The 19684-nt window shown below is 66.3% G+C and carries 12 protein-coding genes; 3 read left to right on the forward strand and 9 right to left on the reverse strand.

Annotated elements, in window-relative coordinates; all coding sequences use genetic code 11:
* Positions 1-263: 263 nt before the first annotated feature.
* Together ACCQ12_RS00105 and ACCQ12_RS00110 are read right to left on the reverse strand one after the other, a co-directional pair.
* On the reverse strand, positions 264-1778 hold the full coding sequence (locus ACCQ12_RS00105) for a S41 family peptidase (RefSeq protein ID WP_372382618.1): 1515 nt from the start codon (positions 1776-1778) through the stop codon (positions 264-266).
* A gap of 320 nt (positions 1779-2098) precedes the next feature.
* Complete coding sequence (locus tag ACCQ12_RS00110) at positions 2099-3397, reverse strand: murein hydrolase activator EnvC family protein (protein ID WP_372383676.1); 1299 nt, start codon at positions 3395-3397, stop codon at positions 2099-2101.
* A 106-nt stretch (positions 3398-3503) separates the two neighbouring features.
* Between ACCQ12_RS00110 and ACCQ12_RS00115 the strand changes: the two genes are divergently transcribed.
* Both ACCQ12_RS00115 and ACCQ12_RS00120 read left to right on the forward strand, forming a co-directional pair.
* Complete coding sequence (locus ACCQ12_RS00115) at positions 3504-4160, forward strand: DUF4097 family beta strand repeat-containing protein (RefSeq protein ID WP_047697050.1); 657 nt, start codon at positions 3504-3506, stop codon at positions 4158-4160.
* A gap of 55 nt (positions 4161-4215) precedes the next feature.
* Complete coding sequence (locus ACCQ12_RS00120; RefSeq protein ID WP_372382619.1) at positions 4216-6036, forward strand: M28 family metallopeptidase; 1821 nt, start codon at positions 4216-4218, stop codon at positions 6034-6036.
* A gap of 284 nt (positions 6037-6320) precedes the next feature.
* Here ACCQ12_RS00120 and ACCQ12_RS00125 read toward each other — a convergent pair whose 3' ends face one another.
* The 4 genes from ACCQ12_RS00125 to ACCQ12_RS00140 all read right to left on the reverse strand — a co-directional run bounded on the left by ACCQ12_RS00125 (position 6321) and on the right by ACCQ12_RS00140 (position 11062).
* Complete coding sequence (locus tag ACCQ12_RS00125; RefSeq protein ID WP_047697046.1) at positions 6321-6764, reverse strand: PepSY domain-containing protein; 444 nt, start codon at positions 6762-6764, stop codon at positions 6321-6323.
* A gap of 234 nt (positions 6765-6998) precedes the next feature.
* The gene (locus ACCQ12_RS00130; RefSeq protein ID WP_372382620.1) at positions 6999-8096 is read right to left on the reverse strand and encodes a glycoside hydrolase family 5 protein; all 1098 of its coding nucleotides are present in this window, start codon (positions 8094-8096) and stop codon (positions 6999-7001) included.
* Between the two features lie 393 nt (positions 8097-8489).
* Positions 8490-9548 (reverse strand): glycoside hydrolase family 5 protein, encoded by a 1059-nt coding sequence (locus ACCQ12_RS00135; RefSeq protein ID WP_372382621.1) that lies wholly within the window; start codon positions 9546-9548, stop codon positions 8490-8492.
* 440 nt (positions 9549-9988) lie between these two features.
* Positions 9989-11062: a glycoside hydrolase family 5 protein gene (locus tag ACCQ12_RS00140; RefSeq protein WP_184441934.1), complete on the reverse strand. Its 1074-nt coding sequence runs from the start codon at positions 11060-11062 to the stop codon at positions 9989-9991.
* 307 nt (positions 11063-11369) lie between these two features.
* Here ACCQ12_RS00140 and ACCQ12_RS00145 point away from each other — a divergent pair, with 307 nt between their 5' ends.
* Positions 11370-12428, forward strand: coding sequence for an NAD(P)-dependent alcohol dehydrogenase (locus ACCQ12_RS00145; RefSeq protein WP_047697037.1), 1059 nt, complete (start codon positions 11370-11372; stop codon positions 12426-12428).
* A 353-nt stretch (positions 12429-12781) separates the two neighbouring features.
* On the opposite strand, the gene ACCQ12_RS00150 is transcribed toward ACCQ12_RS00145, so the two are convergent.
* The 3 genes from ACCQ12_RS00150 to ACCQ12_RS00160 form a co-directional block, all read right to left on the reverse strand.
* A complete protein-coding gene (locus ACCQ12_RS00150) occupies positions 12782-14263 on the reverse strand; it encodes a glutamate synthase small subunit GltD family protein (RefSeq protein WP_166744711.1) in 1482 nt (493 codons plus the stop codon).
* A gap of 351 nt (positions 14264-14614) precedes the next feature.
* Positions 14615-19087, reverse strand: coding sequence for a glutamate synthase large subunit (gene gltB, locus ACCQ12_RS00155; protein ID WP_372382622.1), 4473 nt, complete (start codon positions 19085-19087; stop codon positions 14615-14617).
* 202 nt (positions 19088-19289) lie between these two features.
* Positions 19290-19670 (reverse strand): I78 family peptidase inhibitor, encoded by a 381-nt coding sequence (locus ACCQ12_RS00160; protein ID WP_047697031.1) that lies wholly within the window; start codon positions 19668-19670, stop codon positions 19290-19292.
* Between the last annotated feature and the right edge of the window lie 14 nt (positions 19671-19684).

Genomic DNA, 19684 nt, shown 5'->3' on the forward strand with positions numbered 1-19684 from the left:
ACAGGTCCGATGCCACCGGCCGATGAGATCGGGCGGTGCAGACAGCGCGGCAGGTATACGCGGACGTTGAGCGCGCATGACGTTGAGGCGGCGCCGTACCCATGCCGCTGGTCATGCGCGCACCATTGGGCACGCTACGAACCGGAGTGATCGCGCAAGTTGCGTGCATGCCCGGGCAGGTGACGAGGCATGAACACGTGCGCATTGCAGATTCCAATGCGCAGGCGGGTATCAGCCGACCTGCGCTTGCACCAGCTCGCTGCTTACTTGGCCGGTTCGGCCGGAGCCGGCGTGTCTGCCGGCGGTACCGGGTCCGCAGAGGGAGCGGGCTTGGCTTTCTCGGCGGGTTCTGCCGGCTTGGCCTTGTCGGTCGCCGCCGGGCGCGGCGCTGCCGGCTTGGCCTCGGAGGCGGGCTTGGTCGCTGCCCTGGCCTTCTGGGCGGCCTGGGCCTTGGCCTTGCGGGCCGCTTGCGCCTTGGCCGCCGAACCGGGCTGCTTGAGTTCGGCCAGCGCCGCGGTGATCGGGCCGTCGCCCGGCAACACATCGCCGGCGCTGTAGCCTTCTTCGCCCTCGTCGTCGCCACGCAAATGGCCGGGCAAGGTGGCTTCGCTGTAGTCGGTCAGGCTGGCCGGCACATCGGCGTCGCCCGGCTGCGGTTCGGGGGTCAGGAGCACTTCCGGCACGATGCCGCTGGCCTGGATCGACTTGCCGCTGGGCGTGTAATAGCGCGCGGTGGTGAGCTTGACCGAATCGCCGTTATCCAGCGGCAGCACGGTCTGCACCGAGCCCTTGCCGAAGGTGCGGCTGCCGATGATGCGCGCGCGCTGGTTGTCGCGCAGCGCGCCGGCCAACACTTCCGAGGCGCTGGCCGAGCCGGCGTCCACCAGCACCACCACGGGTGCGCCGCCGAGCAGATCGCCCGGGGTGGCGTCGAACTTGGCATCGCTGATGGAGATCCGCCCGCGGGTGCTGACGATGTTGCCCTTGTCGAGCAGATCGTCGGCCACCTGCACCGCCGAGGTCAGCAGGCCGCCCGGGTTGCTGCGCAGGTCCAGCACCAGGCCGCGCAACTTGCCGCCGGCCTGCAGCTGCTTGAGGTTCTTCTGGAAATCGGCACCCGTATCGGCCTGGAAGGTGCTGATGCGGATGTAGCCATAGCCGGGCTCCAGCAGCTTGCTGCGCACGCTGGCCACGCGGATGGTCTGGCGCTGCAGGGTCACATCGAAGGGCTTGGGCGCCTTGTCGCGCACGATGGTCAGGGTGACCTTGCTGCCGGATTCGCCGCGCAGCGGCTCCATGGCCTTGCTGGCATCGATCGGCTTGCCGTCGATGGCCACGATGACATCGCCGGCGCGGATGCCGGCACGCGCGGCCGGGGTGTCATCGATCGGTGCGATCACCTTGAGCGTGTTGTCCTGTTGCTGCAGCAGCTCCACGCCGATGCCGTCGTAGGCGCCGCTGGCCTGCTCGTCGAAGGCCTCGGCGTCTTCCTTGTCGAAGTAGGTGCTGTGCGGGTCCAGATCCGACAGCAGGCCACGCACGGCGGCGTGCATCAGCTTCTTGTCTTCGACCGGGTCCACGTAGGCCTGCTTGACCCCGTTGTACACCGCCACAAAGCGGCGGATCTCGTCCAGCGGCACCTTTGAGACGGCGGCTTCATTGGCTTCCGGGTCGTCCGCAGTGGCCTGGGCAGCGGCGGCGGGACGGGCGGTCTGCGCCCAACCAGGCGACGCGAACAAGGCCAGCGACAAGGCAACGGACAGGACGGCTACGCGCATGAAGCACTCCGACAAAGAAATAAGACGCCCCGCACGACGGAGCTGACCGGATTATGCGCGAAGCAGCGGTAAATCCGCGTTGAATCGCGCGCCGGCCACGCCGGCAGTTCGACAGCCGCCAGCGGGCAAGGCAGCGCAGCATCGGAGGACGTCGGCACCATCGTGGAGACCACGGCATCCGACTGACGTGGTGAACCTGCATGCTGCCGACACGCCGACACGCCAGGAACGTTGCCCGCAACAGCGATGTGTCGGTAAGCGATGTCCCGGCGAACGCCTGGCTATCATCGTGCGTCGCGTGCTGCTGCCGCGGCCAAGCACTACCGCCGTTGCAACCAGCTCGAAGGATCGACCGGCTGGCCATTACGCCGCAATTCGAAGTACAGCGCCGGCACGCCCTGCCCGCCCGAGCTGCCGACCTTGGCCACCGCCTCGCCGCGCTTGATCGCTGCGCCGGCGTCGCGCAACAACGTGTCGTTATGCGCATACAGGCTCATGTAGCCGTTGCCGTGGTCCACGATCAGGATCATGCCGTAGCCGGTCATCCAGTCGGAAAACACCACGGTGCCGTCGGCCACTGCGGTCACCGTGGTGCCCTTGGGCGCGCCGATCAGCACGCCCTTGCTGGTGTGGCCATCGGGCAAGGTGGCATTGAAGCGTGCCAGCAGGTTGCCCGACACCGGCCAGCTCAGCCCACCGACCTTGGGCGCCGGTGCAGTGGCGACCACCTTGGGCGGCGTCTTGCCGGGACGCTCGGGGCGATCAGATTTGCCACGCTTGGCCTGCGCGGCGGCTTCGGCAGCGGCGCGTTTGGCGGCGGCGCGACGTTCGGCCTCGGCCTTGGCGGCAGCCGCGCGCAGGTTGGCCAGCAGCTGTTCCAGCGATTTGGCGTCCTGGCCCAGCGCCTTTTCGCGTTCGGCGCGCTGTTTGTAGCGATCGTCCAGCTGCGCGACCGTGGCCGCCTGCTGCGAGCGGTCCTTCTGCAAGGTCGCGGCCTGGGCCTTTTGTTGCGCGCGCGCCGCATCCAGTGCCTGGCGCCGGGCGGCGATGTCCTGTTCCACCCTGGCCAGGGCATCCAGCTGCGTGGCCAGCGCCTGGATGCGCTGTGCGCGGGCGTTCTGCACGTAACGGTGATCGGCCAGCATGCGGCTGGCATCGCCCACCGTGTCCTGCGACAGCAACACCTTCAGCGGCGCGTTGCGACCGACCTGGTCGGCTGCGCGCAGCAGCGCCGCCAGCTGCGCACGCTGCGTCTGCAGGCCACGCTGCAATTGCGCGCGGTCCTGCTGCAGCGTGGACAGGCGCTGCTCCTGTGCGCGCATAGCCGCTTCGGTGTCGCTCAGGGCACGCGCGGTCTTTGCCACCTTTTCGTCGGCCTGGCGCAGTTGCTGGGCCGCGGTGCCGCGCTTGCCTTCCAGCGCGCGCCGATCGGCGCTGATGGTCTTGAGTTCATCGCGCAGCTGTTGCAGCTTGCGCTCGGTCTCGCGCTGGCTTTGCGCCGCCACTGCGCCGCTGCCCAGCAGCGTGCACGCCACCAGCGCGGCTGCCAGCCAATGGCGCGCGCAGCCAATGGCTGGGGCAAGCGATGGGCGCGGCAGCGGGACGGGCAACGGGGGCAACGGGGGCAACGAAAGATCCAGTGACTTCAGGCAGGTGCGCGATTGTAGCCACCCATGGTGTGATCACCGCCACGCCCCAGACAGCCGCCACCGCGCGAGGTTCAGCATGAAGCCCCAATCTCTTCTCCTGGCGTTGTCCCTGCTCAGCACGAGCGCCTGGGCCGACGAGGACATCAGCAAGGTCAATGGCCGCATCAGCGCCGAACCTGGCCGCAGCTACGGCGATCTGGAAACGGTCAACGGTTCCATCGAGGTGGGCGCCGGTGCGCAGACCAGGGACGTGGAGACCGTCAACGGTGGCATCCGCATTGGCGAGAACGCGCGCACCGGCGGCGTGGAAACGGTCAACGGCTCGATCACCGTGGGCCAGAAAGTGACCGTGTCCGGCGGCCTGGAAACGGTCAACGGCAGCATCCTCACCGAGCGCGGCAGCCAGATCAGCGCCGGGGTGGAAACCGTCAACGGCAGCATCGGCCTGGTGGCAACCGAACTCGGCAAGGGGATCGAGACGGTCAACGGCGACATCACCGTCGGGGTGGATTCGCACGTACACGGCGGCATCAAGGTGACCAAGCCGAACTTCGGCTTTTCCTTCAAGCCGGCGCGCAAGCCGCGGGTGGTGATCGGTCCCAAGGCCGTGGTTGACGGACCCCTGGAGTTCGAGCGCGAGGTCGACCTGTACGTGCATCGCACCGCCAAGGTCGGCGCGGTCACCGGCGCCACCGCGCGCAGCTTCGATTCGGACGTGGCGCCCAAGGACTGACGCGCTCACCACGCGCACGCTCTAAGATCGGAACTCTGTCGCACGAGGAGTTCCGATGCCCCGCAAGATCCTGTTGTGCCTGGCCGCAACCCTGGCCCTGGCCAGTTGCAAGCGCGACGCTGCCGACACGCCGGCCACACCGGCGACGCAAACGCCGGTGGACATCGCACCCAGCGCACCGGTCAGCCGGCACGCGTTCTCGCCGGAGCTGACCGCCGGCGACTTTGCCGAGCTGGTCAAGACACTGGCTTCGGACGACTTCGAAGGCCGCGGCCCGGGCACGCCCGGCGAAGAAAAGACCGTGACCTACATCCGCGACCAGATGCAGCGCATCGGCTTGCAGCCGGGCAACGGCGACAGCTGGTTCCAGGATGTGCCGATGGTGGAAACCACCGCCGATGCGGCCACCGCACCGAGCCTGCGCAGCGGCGAGCAGACCCGCACCCTCGTCTTCGGCACCGACATCGTGGTCGGCACCCGCACCGGCCAGCCGGAGGTCAAGCTGGACAACAGCGAGCTGGTGTTCGTCGGCTACGGCGTGGATGCGCCCGAGCAGCAGTGGAACGATTACGCCGGCCAGGACTGGAAGGGCAAGACGGTGGTGATGTTCGTCAACGACCCCGGCTTCCACACCGGCGATGCCAAGCTGTTCGACGGCAAGCGCATGACCTACTACGGGCGCTGGACCTACAAGTTCGAGGAAGCCGCACGCAAGGGCGCGGCCGCCGCGTTGATCGTGCACGACACGCCTGGTGCCAGCTACGGCTGGGACGTGGTGAAAAATTCCTGGTCCGGCCCGCAATACGACCTGCCGGCCAAGGACGACCCGGACCCGCGCCTGCCGGTGCAGGGCTGGATCAGCGCCGACACCGCCAAGCAGCTGTTCGCCAATGCCGGGCTGGACCTGGCACAGGCCTACAAGGACGCCAGCAAGCGCGGCTTCAAGCCGGTGCCGTTGAAGGCCAGCTGGTCGGTGGACCTGAAGAGCACCATCGCGCAGAAGACCTCGCGCAACGTGGTCGGCGTGCTGCCCGGCAGCAGCCATGCCGACGAGGCGGTGCTGTACATGGCGCACTGGGACCACTTGGGCAAGCATCCGGGCGAAAGCGGCGACAACATCTACAACGGCGCGGTGGACAACGCCACCGGCGTGGCCGGGATTCTGGAAATTGCCGACGCCTTCGCGCACCAGGACCCCAAGCCGGCGCGCTCGGTGGTGTTCGTGGCGGTGACGCTGGAAGAATCCGGCCTGCTCGGCTCCAAGTACTACGTGGCCAACCCGAGCTTCCCGCTGGACAAGATTGCCGCAGTGATCAACCTGGATGCGATGTCGGTGGCCGGGCGCGCGCGCGATGTCACCGTGGTCGGCATGGGCAGCTCGGAGCTGGAAGACATCCTCAAGCCGATTGCCGCGATGCAGGGCCGCAGCCTGCACGCCGAAGCCACCCCGGAAAGCGGCTCGTACTTCCGCTCGGACCACTTCAACTTCGCCAAGGCCGGCGTGCCGGCGCTGTATGCCGATGGCGGCGAAGACCTGCGCGAGGGCGGCACCGCTGCCGGACGTGCCGCGGCCGAGGACTATGGCCGCCATCGCTATCATGCCCCCGGCGACGAATACGACGCAGCCACCTGGAAGCTGGACGGAACCATCGAAGACCTCCAGGTGGTCTACGGCGTCGGCAAGGAGGTCGCCGCCGGCGAGCGCTGGCCCAACTGGTATCCCGGCAACCCGTTCAAGGCCGCCCGCGACCGCATGATGGCCGACAAGCCAGCCGCAGGCACGGCGGCGGCGGCCGAGCAGGCCGATGGCGACGCGGACGCAGCGCGCATGAGCACGCCAGGCGCCAAATCGAAGGACACCGCGCCTGCCCGCTGAGTCATGCGGATGCGCTGCCGGCCCCACGGCGGCGCATGGGTGGCAAGTATCAGTGCGGTAGATGACCAGTGGGTGCCGCCAACGCAAAGGGCCTCCCGATCGGGAGGCCCTTTTTTTACAGCGACTGCGTGCGCATTGGTCGCAACCGTTCGCAGGCTGGCGGCTCAGTCGCCGCTAACAAAGCGGCTAGGCGGCCTGGCTGTCGCATCGTGCACGCTGCACCTTGCAACAGCGCACCGCCCTACCCGCTCAAACGCCTACGCGTCGATGCACGTTGAGCGTGCTCAGTCGTTATCCACGCTGACCACATGCCCATCGTCGGGGTCGACGTGCAGCTCGACCTTTTGCCCGTTGCGCTTGGCGTCGGCCTTCCACAAGCCGTCCTTGAATTTCAGGTCGTGCACGTCGGCATAGCCGCCGGTGGACAGCGCGGCGCGGACATCGGCTTCGCTCAGGCGCGAGGTGGTCTGGTCGCCATACACACGGCCAGTCACCGGGTCGATGTGGACATCCACATCCTTGCCGTCGCCGCTACGGGCATCGGCCGTCCAGACACCGTGCTCGAACTTGACGTCGTGCACCTTGGTGTAACCCTTGGCGGCCAGCATGCTGGTGACTTCGTTGGAAGTCAGTGCCTTGGCCGGCTTGGCGGCTTCCTGTGCGACGGCGCCTTGCGAAACGAGCGCCAGCGCGCCGATCAGTGCGGTGGTCATCATGCGATGTGCCATGAGAGGCTCCTGCTGTGAAGTGCCGCCATGCTCGCCGCGGGTGGATCGTGACAGGGTGAAAACCCGGCCTCTTCCATGCGGGAAATTCAGTTAACTGACATCACCATGGGCTGTTTCACCTGCCCTGCACTGTCGATTTACATCCTTGCGCCTGGCGGATTTGCCGAGCGGGTTTCCGTCACTTCAGCGTGCTCAAAAAAGCCGCCTTGCGGCGGCTCGACGATACGGGTCTGGTCAGCGTGTTTTACCCGCAACCGGTACGCGGGCGGCAGCAACCGGTGCGCGCGTGGCGCGTGCCGCCTGCGGCGAGAGGATGGTCATCTGCGGTTTGTCGGTGCCGTCCTTGTTCGGATGCACGTTGTAGGCATACGACAGGTTCCACCACGAGCCGGCGGCCCACCAGGTCCAGCCCAGCCACACGTCCGCATTGCTTTCCATGTACCCGAGCATGCCGCGTAGCGCCTCGTTGCAGACCGCGTTGTTGGCGGTGCCGAATTCGCCGAGGAAGCCGCGCTTGCGATTGATGCGCAACCATTCGGTGAAGTTGCGCAGGCGCTCGGCGCCGATGGTGGAGCTGACGCAGACGCTGGACGTGCCGCTGGAATCGATATCCAGATATTGATGCACTTCGAACGCATACCGATTGAGCGGATCGTAGATGGAGGCCAGTGCGGTGGCGTTGGAATACCCATCGTTGGTCGGCGAATACCAGCTGTGGGCACCGGTCCACAACGCGCCGGGCACCAGGATCAGATTGGTGGCGCCGGTCCTGCGGATGGTATCGATGGCAGCCTGCGCCGCGCCCGCCCACTCGCTGGCGGAGATATTGTTCGGCTCGTTCATCAGCCCGAAAATCACCGCGTTGTCGCCGTTGAATGCCAGCCCCAGGCGCCGCCACAGATCGGTGAACGTGGCCACCGGAACTTCCGGCCCGCCGATCTTGTAGCCGTAATACTTGGCGTAGTTATGGATATCGATCACCAGATACATGCCAGAGGCCTTGGCACGCGCCACGGCCTGCTGCACCAGTGCCAGCTGTACCGGGTCCAGTTCGCCGCGCGCGCTGGGTTGCAGGCGTTCCCACAGGATGGGCAGGCGGATCGTATTCATGCCGACACCAGCGAAATACGTGTAATCGCTGGCAGCGGCATACATATAGTCCTTGTTGAGTACGCCGGGTTTTTTCGACGATGCGAATTCGGCGCCTGACAGGTTGACGCCGGCATACGTGAGCACGCGCGTTTGCGCGTTGGCCAGCGGCAGAATGCACAGCATGGAGAACAACAGCGCGCCACGGATCAAATTGAGCAGCGCAAGAGGCACAGCAGACATGGAACAACTCCTTCGACGGCGGGGGGCGATGCGTGCGACCCGCTGTGGACGATCTGCGCGAGGTGCGCCGCATCTGTCCCTTCCAATGCATCTGCTGTGCCCAAATGCCTAGCCGAGTAAATGTGAAGTAAATGTGTGCACTGGATCGCAGTCACAGATCTCGAAATGGTCTGCGCGTAATAGCGCGTTGATACGACCGCCGCCATTGCAAGGTGGTCTAGCGCCTTCGCTGCTGCGGCGACGGCGCGAATTGTCGAGATAACGTCGTACGGACGCGCTTGCTGCCGATCACATGGCGCCAGTGCACTGGCGCCATGACGCCGCCATGCGGCTGGCGCACGGTGGAGGCGAGGTGCTGCAGGTCACGGCGGTGCCTCGCACCTCCGCGTGGGACTAAGGGATCCTGGTCACCCGCCTGGCATGCGGGCTCAGGATCGACATCTGCGGCTTGTCACGTCCCTGCGCGTCCGGATGCACGTTGAAGGGGTATTTGCCGTTCCACCATTTACCCGCAGCCCAGAAGGTCCAGCCGGTCCATACATCGTTGTTGGTTTCCATGTACTTCAACATGCCTTCCAGCGCGGCATTGCAGGTGACATTGTTGCCGGTGCCGAATTCGCCGAGAAAACCGCGTTTTTTGTTGATCCGCAGCCACTGGGTGAAACTTTCCAGGCGTTTGACGCCGATCTCCTTGCTGACGCATCCGCCAACGGTGCCGCTGGAGTCCGTATCCAGGTACTGGTGCACTTCGATCGCATAGCGGTTGAGCGGGTCGCGCAGAGTGGCGAGCGCCACCGCGTTGGATTGCCCGGCCACTGTGGAGTACCAGCTATGCGCGCCGCTCCATAGCGCGCCCGGGACTAGGATCAGGTTATTGGCGCCGGTCTTGCGGATGGTGTCGATGGATGCCTGCGCGGCGGCAGCCCAGGACTGCGGGTTGATGTCGTAGGGCTCGTTCATCAGCCCGAAGATCACCGCGTTGTCGCTTTTGAACGCAATGGCCAGGCGTCGCCATAGATCGGTCAGCGTGGCGATGGGCACCTTCTGCGTGCCGACCTTATTGCCGTAGTACTTGGCGTAGTTATGCACATCCACGATCAGGTACATCTTCGCCGCCTTGGCGTTGGCGACGGCCTGCCGGAGCAACGCCAGCTGCGCCGGATCCAGTTCGCCGCCGGCCTTGGGTTGCAGACGCTCCCACAGGATGGGCAGGCGAATGGTGTTCATCCCTTTGCCGGCGAAATAGCTGTAATCGCCAACAGCCGGGTACAGGTAGTCGACGTTGAGCACGCCGGGTTTTTGCGAGGACTTGATTTCCGCGCCGGAGAGATTGACGCCGGCATACTTCAGGCCGGTCGTGCCTTGTGCATGCGCAAACGGCATGGCAGCGAGCAATAGCATGGGCAGCACGCAGCGACGCAGCGCATGCGTGTGGGAAGTGGGGGACAGCATGGGGGAACTCCTAAAGACCGACAGAGGGCGATGCGTCGCGTTGTTGGCGCGCGTGCGCCACGATGACGCATCCGTCACCACAGTAGGCGTATGCGCGCACGCAAACTACGGATGCTAGGTATCGGACAGCGAAGCTGTGCGGTCAATCGCAGTTACACGGCCGGGGGCGCGTCGATCCGGTCGATGCATCGCATGGATTCAGATGTGCGCCTTGATCGCCTCACGGCGGCGCAATGCGGCGATCGATCCGGCGCCAGCGAACGCTGCCGTGTTTGCTGGCGGCGCGGGAAAAGTCACCTGCACTGGTCGAGGTGATCGGTGTGGCGGTGCCGCCGCCACGAACATCGCCATCACGGCTAGCGCGTCGCAGTGCAACGTTGGCGCAAAAGAAATGGCCGCAGCTGCGCGCTGCGGCCACCGTCCCGTGCAGGCGAGGCCGGTTACTTTCCGGCGCGGCGCGCGTACTTGCTCAGGATGCGCATCTGAGGCTTGTCGCTGCCGTCCTTGCCCGGTTGCACCGTGAACGGGTAATCCGGCTTCCACCACGCGCCGGCAGCCCACCAGGTCCAGCCCAGCCACACGTCGCTGTTCTGTTCCATATACGTCAGCATGCCTTCCAGTGCCTTGTCGCAGACCGGATTGTTGGCCGTGCCGAATTCGCCCAGGAAACCTTTCTGCTTGTTCTCGCGCAGCCACGCGGTGAAGCCGCGCAGCTTTTCTTCGCCCACCGAATCGCTGGTGCACACCGGCTTGGTGCCGCTGTAGTCCTTGTCCAGATACTGATGCGCTTCGAAGGCCAGGTTGTTGCCGGGGTCCTTGAGGATTTCCAACGCCTTGGCGTTGGAGACGCCGTAGCTGGTGCTGCGCCAGCTGTGCGCGCCGGTGTAAGCGGTGCCCGGCACCAGGATCAGATTCTTGGCGCCGGTCTTGCGGATCGCGTTGATCGCGCCCTGCGCGGCGTTGGCCCAGTCCGGGGCTGAAATGCCGTTGGGCTCGTTCATCAGCCCGAAGATCACCGCCTTGTCGTCCTTGAACTCCAGCGCCAGCCGGCGCCACAGATCGGCCAGTGCGGCAGCGGGAACCTCGTTGGTGCCGATGCGCTGGCCGCCGTACTTGGCGTAGTTGTGCAGGTCCAGAATCAAGTACTGCTTGTTGGCCTTGGCGGCTTCGAGCGATTTCTTGATCAGTCCGAGCTGCGCCGCATCCAGGTTGCCGTTGAGCTCGGGCTGCAGGCGCTCCCACAAAAAGGGCAGGCGCATCGTATTCATGCCCTTGCCGGCGAAGTAGCTGAAGTCCGACGCGGACGGGTAGGTGTAGTCCTTGAACAAGGTGCCGGGCTTCTTGCGCGAGTTGAACTCGGCACCGGACAGATTGACCCCGACATATTTCAGGCCGGTGGACTCTTTTCCGGGACGGCCAGGTTCCTTGGCCTGCGCCAGCGGCAGGGCCGCCAGCAAGGTCAGTGCAAGCGCGGCATTGCGCAAGAATGGGAGCAGCGGGGGAGCGCGAAACATGGAAGCCTCCTTCGGCATCGACGTGGGTGGCCGCGGGGGGAGGGCACGGCCAGCAGGAGATGGTGCAGGGCGATCGGCTGCCCGATGAGCCTAGAAGCTTGCACGTTAGCGTGCCATTCACGCGCGCACCCTGGATTTGATCGCGCAAAAACCCGGCGCAGCGCATGATGCGCCGGCGGTAGCGTTCGCAAGAGGACACACAAGACGCACTGTCGCATGAGCGCGACGGGACGCTGTCTTAAGCTACCGCCACTGTTTTCCTGTCGCCCGCATCTGTTGCGGGTGACGCAACGTCCCGGAGTATTCCATGAGCCAAGCCCACGCCTTTGCCGCCCAAGCCGCCGACCAGCCGCTTGCCCCGTTCGTGTTCGAACGGCGCGCGCCCGGCCCGCATGATGTGCAGATCGACATTGCCTACTGCGGCGTCTGTCACTCGGACCTGCACACCGCACGCAATGAATGGCACAACACGCTGTACCCGTCCGTTCCCGGTCACGAGATCGTTGGCCGCGTGACTGCGGTGGGTGATGCCGTGACCGACTTCAAGGTTGGCGACCTGGCCGGCGTCGGCTGCATGGTCGACAGCTGCCGCAGCTGCGCCTCCTGCCAGGAGGGCGAAGAGCAATATTGCGAAGCCGGCTTTACCGGCACCTACAACGGCCCGATGTTCGGCGGCGGCGAGAACACCTACGGCGGTTACTCCGACCATATCGTGGTCGACCAGAAGTACGTGCTGCGCATCTCCCATTCGGACAACCTGGCTGCGGTGGCACCGCTGCTGTGCGCCGGCATCACCACCTATTCGCCGCTGGCGCACTGGAAGGTGGGCCCCGGGCAGAAGGTGGGCGTGGTCGGCCTGGGCGGCCTGGGCCACATGGCGGTGAAGATCGCCAAGGCGATGGGCGCCACCGTGGTGCTGTTCACCACTTCCGAGGGCAAGCGCGCCGACGCGCTGCGCCTGGGCGCCAGCGAGGTCGTGATCTCCAAGGACGAGGCGCAGATGGCCGCGCAGTACAACACCCTGGATTTCATCCTCAACACCGTGGCCGCGCCGCACAACCTGGACCCGTTCCTCAACGCGCTCAAGCGTGATGGCGCGATGGTGCTGGTGGGCGTGCCCGAGCAGTCGCATCCGTCACCGAGCGTGTTCAACCTGGTGATGAAGCGCCGCACCCTGGCCGGCTCGCTGATCGGCGGCATCCGCCAGACCCAGGAAATGCTGGATTTCTGCGCCAAGCACAACATCGTCTCGGATATTGAAACGATCCGCGCCGACGAAATCAACGAGGCCTACGAGCGCATGCTCAAGGGCGACGTGAAGTACCGCTTCGTGATCGACATGGCCTCGCTGGACAAGGCGGCCTGATTCGCGATTGCGGCAGGGTGTGATGCCACCATCTGCACTGCAATACAACGCAGATGGTGGCATTGCGCTAGTGGGGTAGCGCAGCCGCGCAGCGCACTGCTCCGGCATCTCGAAGCCCCCTGGATTTTCCATCTGCTACGACTGCATGGCCATGCGCAGACGGCACTCTTGCGGTGCCCTTGCGCTGCCGCAGCGAACTCGATGCCAGTCTGTTCTCTCTGCAATGGAGAGGGGCACGCCATCGAATCGCAACTTATTCGATCCCGGACACGCTTAGGCCTGCGCAGAAGCCTCGGTGTCGGCAGTCGAGATCAGCAGACAGGCTACGAGCAATTAAGAGCGGGCCCCGAATCTCAGGCCGCTGCCGGCTCCTTGACCTGCGCCTTCACTCCGAGCATCTGCACGATGCTTCCTGCCGCGTCGCGGCCTTCGGCCACAGCAGTGACCACCAGGTCGGCACCGCGCACGCAGTCGCCGCCGGCGAACAGGCGCGGGTTGCTGGTCTGGTAGGGCAGGCGGCCATGGCCATCGGATGGGGCGACGATGCGCCCGTTGCTGCCGGCCTCCACGCCTTGCGATGCCAGCCAGTCGGGCAGGGTGGGCGAGAAGCCGAAGGCGATGATCACCACGTCCGCTTCCAGCAGCGATTCGCTGCCTTCCACCGGTACCGCATTGCGGCGGCCGCTGGCGTCGGGTTCGCCCAGCCTGGTTTCCACCACGGTCACGCCGATGGCTTCGTCGTCGGCGCCGGATTCGATCGAGAGCGGCTGGCGGTTGAACAGGAAGCGCACGCCTTCTTCGCGTGCGTTGGCCACCTCGCGCGCCGAGCCCGGCATGCTGGCCTCGTCGCGGCGATACGCGCAGGTGACTTTGGCCGCGCCCAGGCGAATGGCGCTGCGCACGCAGTCCATGCCGGTGTCGCCGCCGCCCAGCACCACCACGCGCTTGCCGTTGAGGTCGGGCAGGGCGAGCTGGTCTTCCCAGCCGGCGATCGGCCGGCCATGCGGGTCGTTGCCGCTGACGATGCGGCTGTTCTGCACCAGAAACGGCAGCGCCGGCAGCACGTTCTTCAGGTCCTGCCCGGGCAGGCCGCCGTCGGTGTAGCGGTACGCACCGGTACCCAGGAATACCGCGTCGTATTCGCCCAGGAGCTGCTCGATGCTGACGTCCTTGCCGATCTCCACGCCCAGGCGGAACTGCACGCCCATGCCTTCCAGGATGTCTCGGCGCTTGCCGATCACCGACTTGTCCAGCTTGAAGCTGGGGATGCCGAACTGCAGCAGGCCGCCGATCTGCTCATAGCGGTCATAGACCACCGCCTCGATACCGGCACGTACCAGCCGGTCTGCACACGCCAGCCCGGCCGGGCCGGCGCCGATCACCGCCACGCGGTGGCCGCTGGGCTGCACATTGCCCAGGTCCGGGCGCCAGCCCATCTTGAAGGCGGTATCGACGATGTACTTTTCCACCGCGCCGATGGTGACCGCGCCGAATTCCTCCAGCGTGCAGCTGCCTTCGCACAGGCGGTCCTGCGGACACACCCGCCCGCACACTTCCGGCAGCGGGTTGGTGGAATGGCATAGCGCGGCGGCTTCTTCGATGCGGTTCTCCTGCACCAGCTGCAGCCACTGCGGGATGGCGTTGTGCACCGGGCATTTCCAGCTGCAATACGGGTTGCCGCAGTCCAGGCAGCGGCCGGACTGGTACTGCGCGTCGGCCTTGTCGAACTTGCCGTACAACTCGCCCCAGTCGCCGGAGGTACGCAGCTCCACCGGGATGCGCGTGGGCATGGTCCGGGGCAGGTCGAGGAATTGGAAGGCTTGCTTGCGGCTCATAAGAAAATCCGTGGCTGATTCCCTTCTCCCGCCTGCGGGAGAAGGTGCCCCGAAGGGGCGGAAAAGGGGCGGCGGGGCCTGTGCCCTCACCCCCAACCCCTCTCCCGCCAGCGGGAGAGGGGAGCACTGCGACGACTCTGACGATGTGCTGCCAGCATTGCGACTGCGGTCCTTCTCCCGCACGCGGGAGAAGGTGCCCCAAAGGGGCGGATGAGGGGTGGCGGGCCTGCGCCCTCACCCCCAACCCCTCTCCCGCTGGCGGGAGAGGGGAGCACTGCGACGACTCTGACGATGTGCTGCCAGCATTGCGACTGCAGTCCTTCTCCCGCCTGCGGGAGAAGGGAGCACAACTCAGGCGGCGCGCCGCAGCGACTCAGTGAGCGACTCGATGCTGGCGGCCTTGGGTTTGACCAGCCAGAACTTGCCGATGTAGTCGCGGAACTCGTCCAAAATCTGCTGCGCCCAGATGCTGCCGGTGAGCTCGCGGTGGCGGCTGATCAAGGTGTGCAGGTGCTGGCGATGGTTCTCGAAGCCTTCGGCGGAGACGCGGTGGATGTCGATCAGCTCGTGGTTGTAGCGGTCCACGAAGTCGCGCTCGATATCCAGCACATAGGCCAGGCCGCCGGTGAAGCCGGCGCCGAAGTTCAGGCCCACCTTGCCCAGCACCAGCACCACGCCGTCGGTCATGTATTCGCAGCAGTGGTCGCCTGCGCCTTCAACCACCGCCAGCGCGCCGGAGTTGCGCACCGCAAAGCGCTCGCCCGCGCGCCCGGCCGCGAACAGCTCGCCGCCGGTGGCGCCGTACAGGCAGGTGTTGCCCACGATCGGCGTGCTGCGCGCCTCGAAGCGCGCGCCGCGCGGCGGGCGCACCACCAGCCGGCCGCCGGCCATGCCCTTGCCGACGTAGTCGTTGGCTTCGCCTTCCAGCTCCAGCTGCAGGCCACCGGCATTGAACGCGCCGAAGCTCTGCCCGGCGGTGCCGCGGAAGCGCAGGTTCAACGGCGCATCGCTCATGCCGTGGTTGCCGTGCACGCGTGCGATGGCACCGGACAGCCGCGCACCGATCGAACGGTCGGTGTTGTGGATCAGGAAGCGATGGTCGCCGCCGCGCTTGTTGGCGATCGCATCGGCCAGCAGGCCGTCCATCTGCGTGGCCAGGCTGTCCGGCGATTCGTACAGGCGCTGGGCGGCGCAGTGGCTGCCGTCGTAGCGCGCATGGGTGAGCAGGCGCGACAGATCGACCTTGACCCCGGCGCGTGGCGAGACCTCCAATTGCTCCAGCAGGTCGGTGCGGCCGACGATGTCGTCCAGCGAACGCACGCCCAGGTACGACAGCCACTGGCGCACTTCGTCGGCCAGCAGGCGGAAGAAGTGTTCCACCCGCTCCGGCAGGCCGGTGAAGTAGCCGGCACGCAGGCGCTCGTCCTGGGTGGCCACGCCGGTGGCGCAATTGTTGAGGTGGCAGATGCGCAGGTACTTGCAGCCCAGCACGATCATCGGCGCGGTGCCGAAGCCGAAGCTGTCGGCGCCCAGCAACGCGGCCTTGACCACGTCCAGGCCGGTCTTCAGGCCGCCGTCGGTCTGCAGGATGGTGCGGCCGCGCAGGTCGTTGGCCACCAGCGCCTGGTGCGACTCGGCCACGCCCAGTTCCCACGGCACGCCGGCATAGCGGATCGAGCTGACCGGGCTGGCACCAGTGCCGCCGTCATGGCCGGACACGGTGATCAGATCGGCGCCGGCCTTCACCACACCGGCGGCGATGGTGCCGACGCCGGCATGCGCCACCAGCTTCACCGACACCAGCGCGGTGGGGTTGACCTGCTTGAGGTCGTAGATCAGCTGGGCCAGGTCTTCGATGGAATAGATGTCGTGGTGCGGCGGCGGGCTGATCAGGCCGATGCCGGGCTTGGCGTAGCGCAGCCGGGCGATCAGTTCGTTGACCTTGTGGCCGGGCAGCTGGCCGCCTTCGCCGGGCTTGGCGCCCTGGGCGACCTTGATCTGCAGCACTTCGGCGTTGACCAGGTATTCCGGGGTCACGCCGAAGCGGCCGGAGGCCACCTGCTTGATCTTGGAGCGCTTCTCGGTGCCGTAGCGGGCCGGGTCTTCGCCGCCTTCACCGGAATTGCTGCGCCCGCCCAGCCGGTTCATCGCAATGGCCAGCGCTTCATGTGCCTCGGGCGACAACGCGCCCAGGCTGATCGCGGCGCTGTCGAAACGGCGCAGCACATCGGCTGCGGGGGCGACTTCATCCAGCGGGGTGGGGGTGTCGGCACGCTTGAGCTGGACCAGATCGCGCAGCGTCGAGGCTGGGCGCGAATGCACCGCGTCCACGTACTTCTGCCAGTCGCCGGCATCGCCGGTACGCGTGGCGCGCTGCAGCGTCATGACCACGTCGGGGTTGTACATGTGGTACTCGCCGCCGTGCACGTACTTGAGCAGGCCGCCCACTTCCGGCTTGAGCTGGTCGTTCCAGGCGCGTGCGGTGAGCTCGCGCGCCTCGGTGTCCAGTCGCGCCAGGCCCACACCGCCGATGCGTGCAGGCGTCTCGGCAAAGCACAGCTCCACCACGTCCGGGTCCAGCCCGACGATCTCGAACAACTGCGCGCCGCGATAACTGGCGATAGTGCAGATGCCCATCTTGGAGATGATCTTGGACAGGCCCTTGTAGATGCCCTTGCGGTAGCGGCGGCCGATCTGCGATTGCTCGCCGCCCTTGCTCAACTGCAGGATGCCGCGCCGGCCCAGGTCGAACAGGGTCTGGTAGGCCAGGTACGGGTACACCGCGGTGGCGCCGAAGCCGAGCAGGCAGGCCATGTGATGCGCATCGCGCGCGGTGCCGGTTTCGATGATCAGGTTGACGTCGCAGCGCAGGCCCACCTTGCACAGGTGGTGATGCACCGCGCCGGTGGCCAGCAGCGCATGCGCCATCGGCCGGTCCGGCACCGGGTAACGGTCCGAGAGCAGCAGCATCACCGCACCGGCGCGCGCTGCGGCTTCCACTTCCTGGCAGATGCGTTCCAGGCCGGCCTTGAGGCCTTCCTCCACGCTGTAGGACAGGTCGATCAGGCGGTTGCGCTCGACGTACTGCTCCATCTTCAGCAGCTGGCGCAGCTTGCGCTGGCTGAGCACCGGCGAGTTGAGGATGACGTGGTTCACCGTCTCCGCGCCGGCATGGAAGATGTTGGTCTCCTTGCCGAGCTGGGTGGTGAGCGACATCGCGATGCCTTCGCGCAGCGGGTCGATCGGCGGGTTGGTGACCTGCGCGAAGGCCTGGCGGAAGTAGTCGTACAACGGCCGGGTCTGGCGGCTGAGCACCGCCATCGGGGTGTCGTCGCCCATCGAGCCGGTGGCTTCCTGCTCGGTTTCCGCCAGCGGGCGCAGTACCTGTTCCACTTCCTCGGTGCTGAGCTGGAACAGCTTGTGGTAGCTGCGCAGGGTCTGCTCGCTGAAGGGTTCTTCCACCAGCGAGGGGTCGATCAATTCGGTCTGCAGGTAGGTCACGCCCTGCTGCAGCCATTGCTTGTACGGCGCGCGCGCACGGTTGATGCGGTCGATGGCGTCCGAATCGAGCAGGTCGCCGCGCTTGAGATCGATCGCCATCATCTCGCCCGGGCCCAGCTTGCCCTTGCGGGTGATGCGCTCGGCGGGCAGTTCCCACACACCGGCTTCGGAGGCCACCAGGAAATGACGGTCGGAGGTCAGCATCCAGCGGGCAGGGCGCAGGCCGTTGCGGTCGAGCATGCAGGCCGCATAGCGGCTGTCGCAGGCCACGATGCCGGCCGGGCCGTCCCACGGCTCGGTGTTGAGGCCATAGAACTCGTAGAACGCAGCCAGATCGGCGTCCTTGAACTCCAGCGACTGGGTCGCCGGCGGCACCAGGATGCGCAGCGCCTGCAGCAGGTCCATGCCACCGGCGATCAGCAGCTCCAGCATGTTGTCCAGGCTTTGCGAATCGGAGCCGTGCATGGAGATCACCGGGTCGAATTCGGCGATATCGAAACGCGGGGTCTGCCACACCTTGCTGCGCGCCTGCGCCCAGCGCCGGTTGCCTTCGATGGTGTTGATTTCGCCGTTGTGCGCGAGCAGGCGGAAAGGATGCGCCAGCGGCCAGCGCGGCAGCGTGTTGGTGGAAAAGCGTTGGTGAAACACGATTGCGCTGGAGGACAGGTCGCTGCGCTGCAGGTCCGGGTAGAACGTGCTCAGCTTGTCCGGCAGCACCATGCCCTTGTAGCTGATGCCATTGGGCGAGAGGGTGGTGACGTAGAAATTTTCGACCGCATGCAGCGCCTGCTCGGCGCGGCGGCGCGCCAGGAACAGCGCCAGGGTGAAGCCGTCTTCGGTCTGTTCGGCGCCGGCATCGACAAACACCTGTTCGATGCGCGGCAAGGTGTCGCGGGCCAGCTGGCCGCACACGCTGTCGTCGGTGGGCACCACGCGCCAACCACGGAACTGCACGCCGGCGCTGTGCAACTGGGTTTCCAGTTCGGCGCGACATCGCGCGGCCTCGGCCTCGTCCAGCGGCAGGAACACCACACCGGCCGCGTAGCGCGTGCCCAGGGTGATGCCGGCATCGCGTGCCAGCCCGCGCAAGAACGCATCGGGTTTGCGGATCAGCAAGCCGCAGCCATCGCCGGTGAGCCCGTCGGCCGCCACACCGCCGCGGTGGGTCATGCGCGAGAGCGCCGCAATCGCGGTATCCACCAGCGAGCGGGAAGGTTGGTCGTCCAGCTGGGCGACCATGCCAAAACCACAGGCGTCGCGCTCATCGCGCACGCTGTTGTAGAGACCGTAGTCGTGGAGCCCTTGGCGAGTGCGGGGGGCCATGTGTGCCTCGTTGCGATCTAGGAGAGCGGCGACGACGTTGCAGCGCTCGATCCGTGGAGCGTTTCGAAGAGGTCACCGGATGATCGACTAGACCACAGTTGATGCGGTGCCGCAATACACCGTTACAGCTGCAACGAGACCGGCTGAAAGCCCTTGTGCCAGCTGGCTTGGCGCCTGTCCGGCGACAGGCGCCAGGGCATGCTCAGCCGCAGCGCACCGAAGCGATGGCGTTCTTGGCGTCCACTTCCAGATTGAGCCGTTCGCCGTTGAATTCCATGGTGGTCATCTGACCGGGCTTGAGCACGCGCACCGACTTGGCGCCCGCATCGCTGCGTGCCTGTTCGCTCACCGCATCGGTCAACGCCTGACCCACCAGCGATTGCACCTGGGTGGCATCGCAACTGCCGATCGGCGGGGCGTCCGGCGCGGCATCCGGCGCAGGCGCAGAGGCTTGTTCGGCCGCATGCTGGGCAGTGGCGGTGACCGCTTCCTGCTCATCGGGTTGCGGCTTGTTGCAGGCGGTCAATGCAGTCAGCACGACCAGGGTGCAGGCCAGGCGGGCAATAGGCAGGACAGCGCGCATCGATGACTCCAGCA

It is taken from the genome of Xanthomonas sp. NCPPB 1068 (assembly GCF_041479385.2).
Taxonomy (GTDB): Bacteria; Pseudomonadota; Gammaproteobacteria; order Xanthomonadales; family Xanthomonadaceae; genus Xanthomonas; species Xanthomonas cannabis.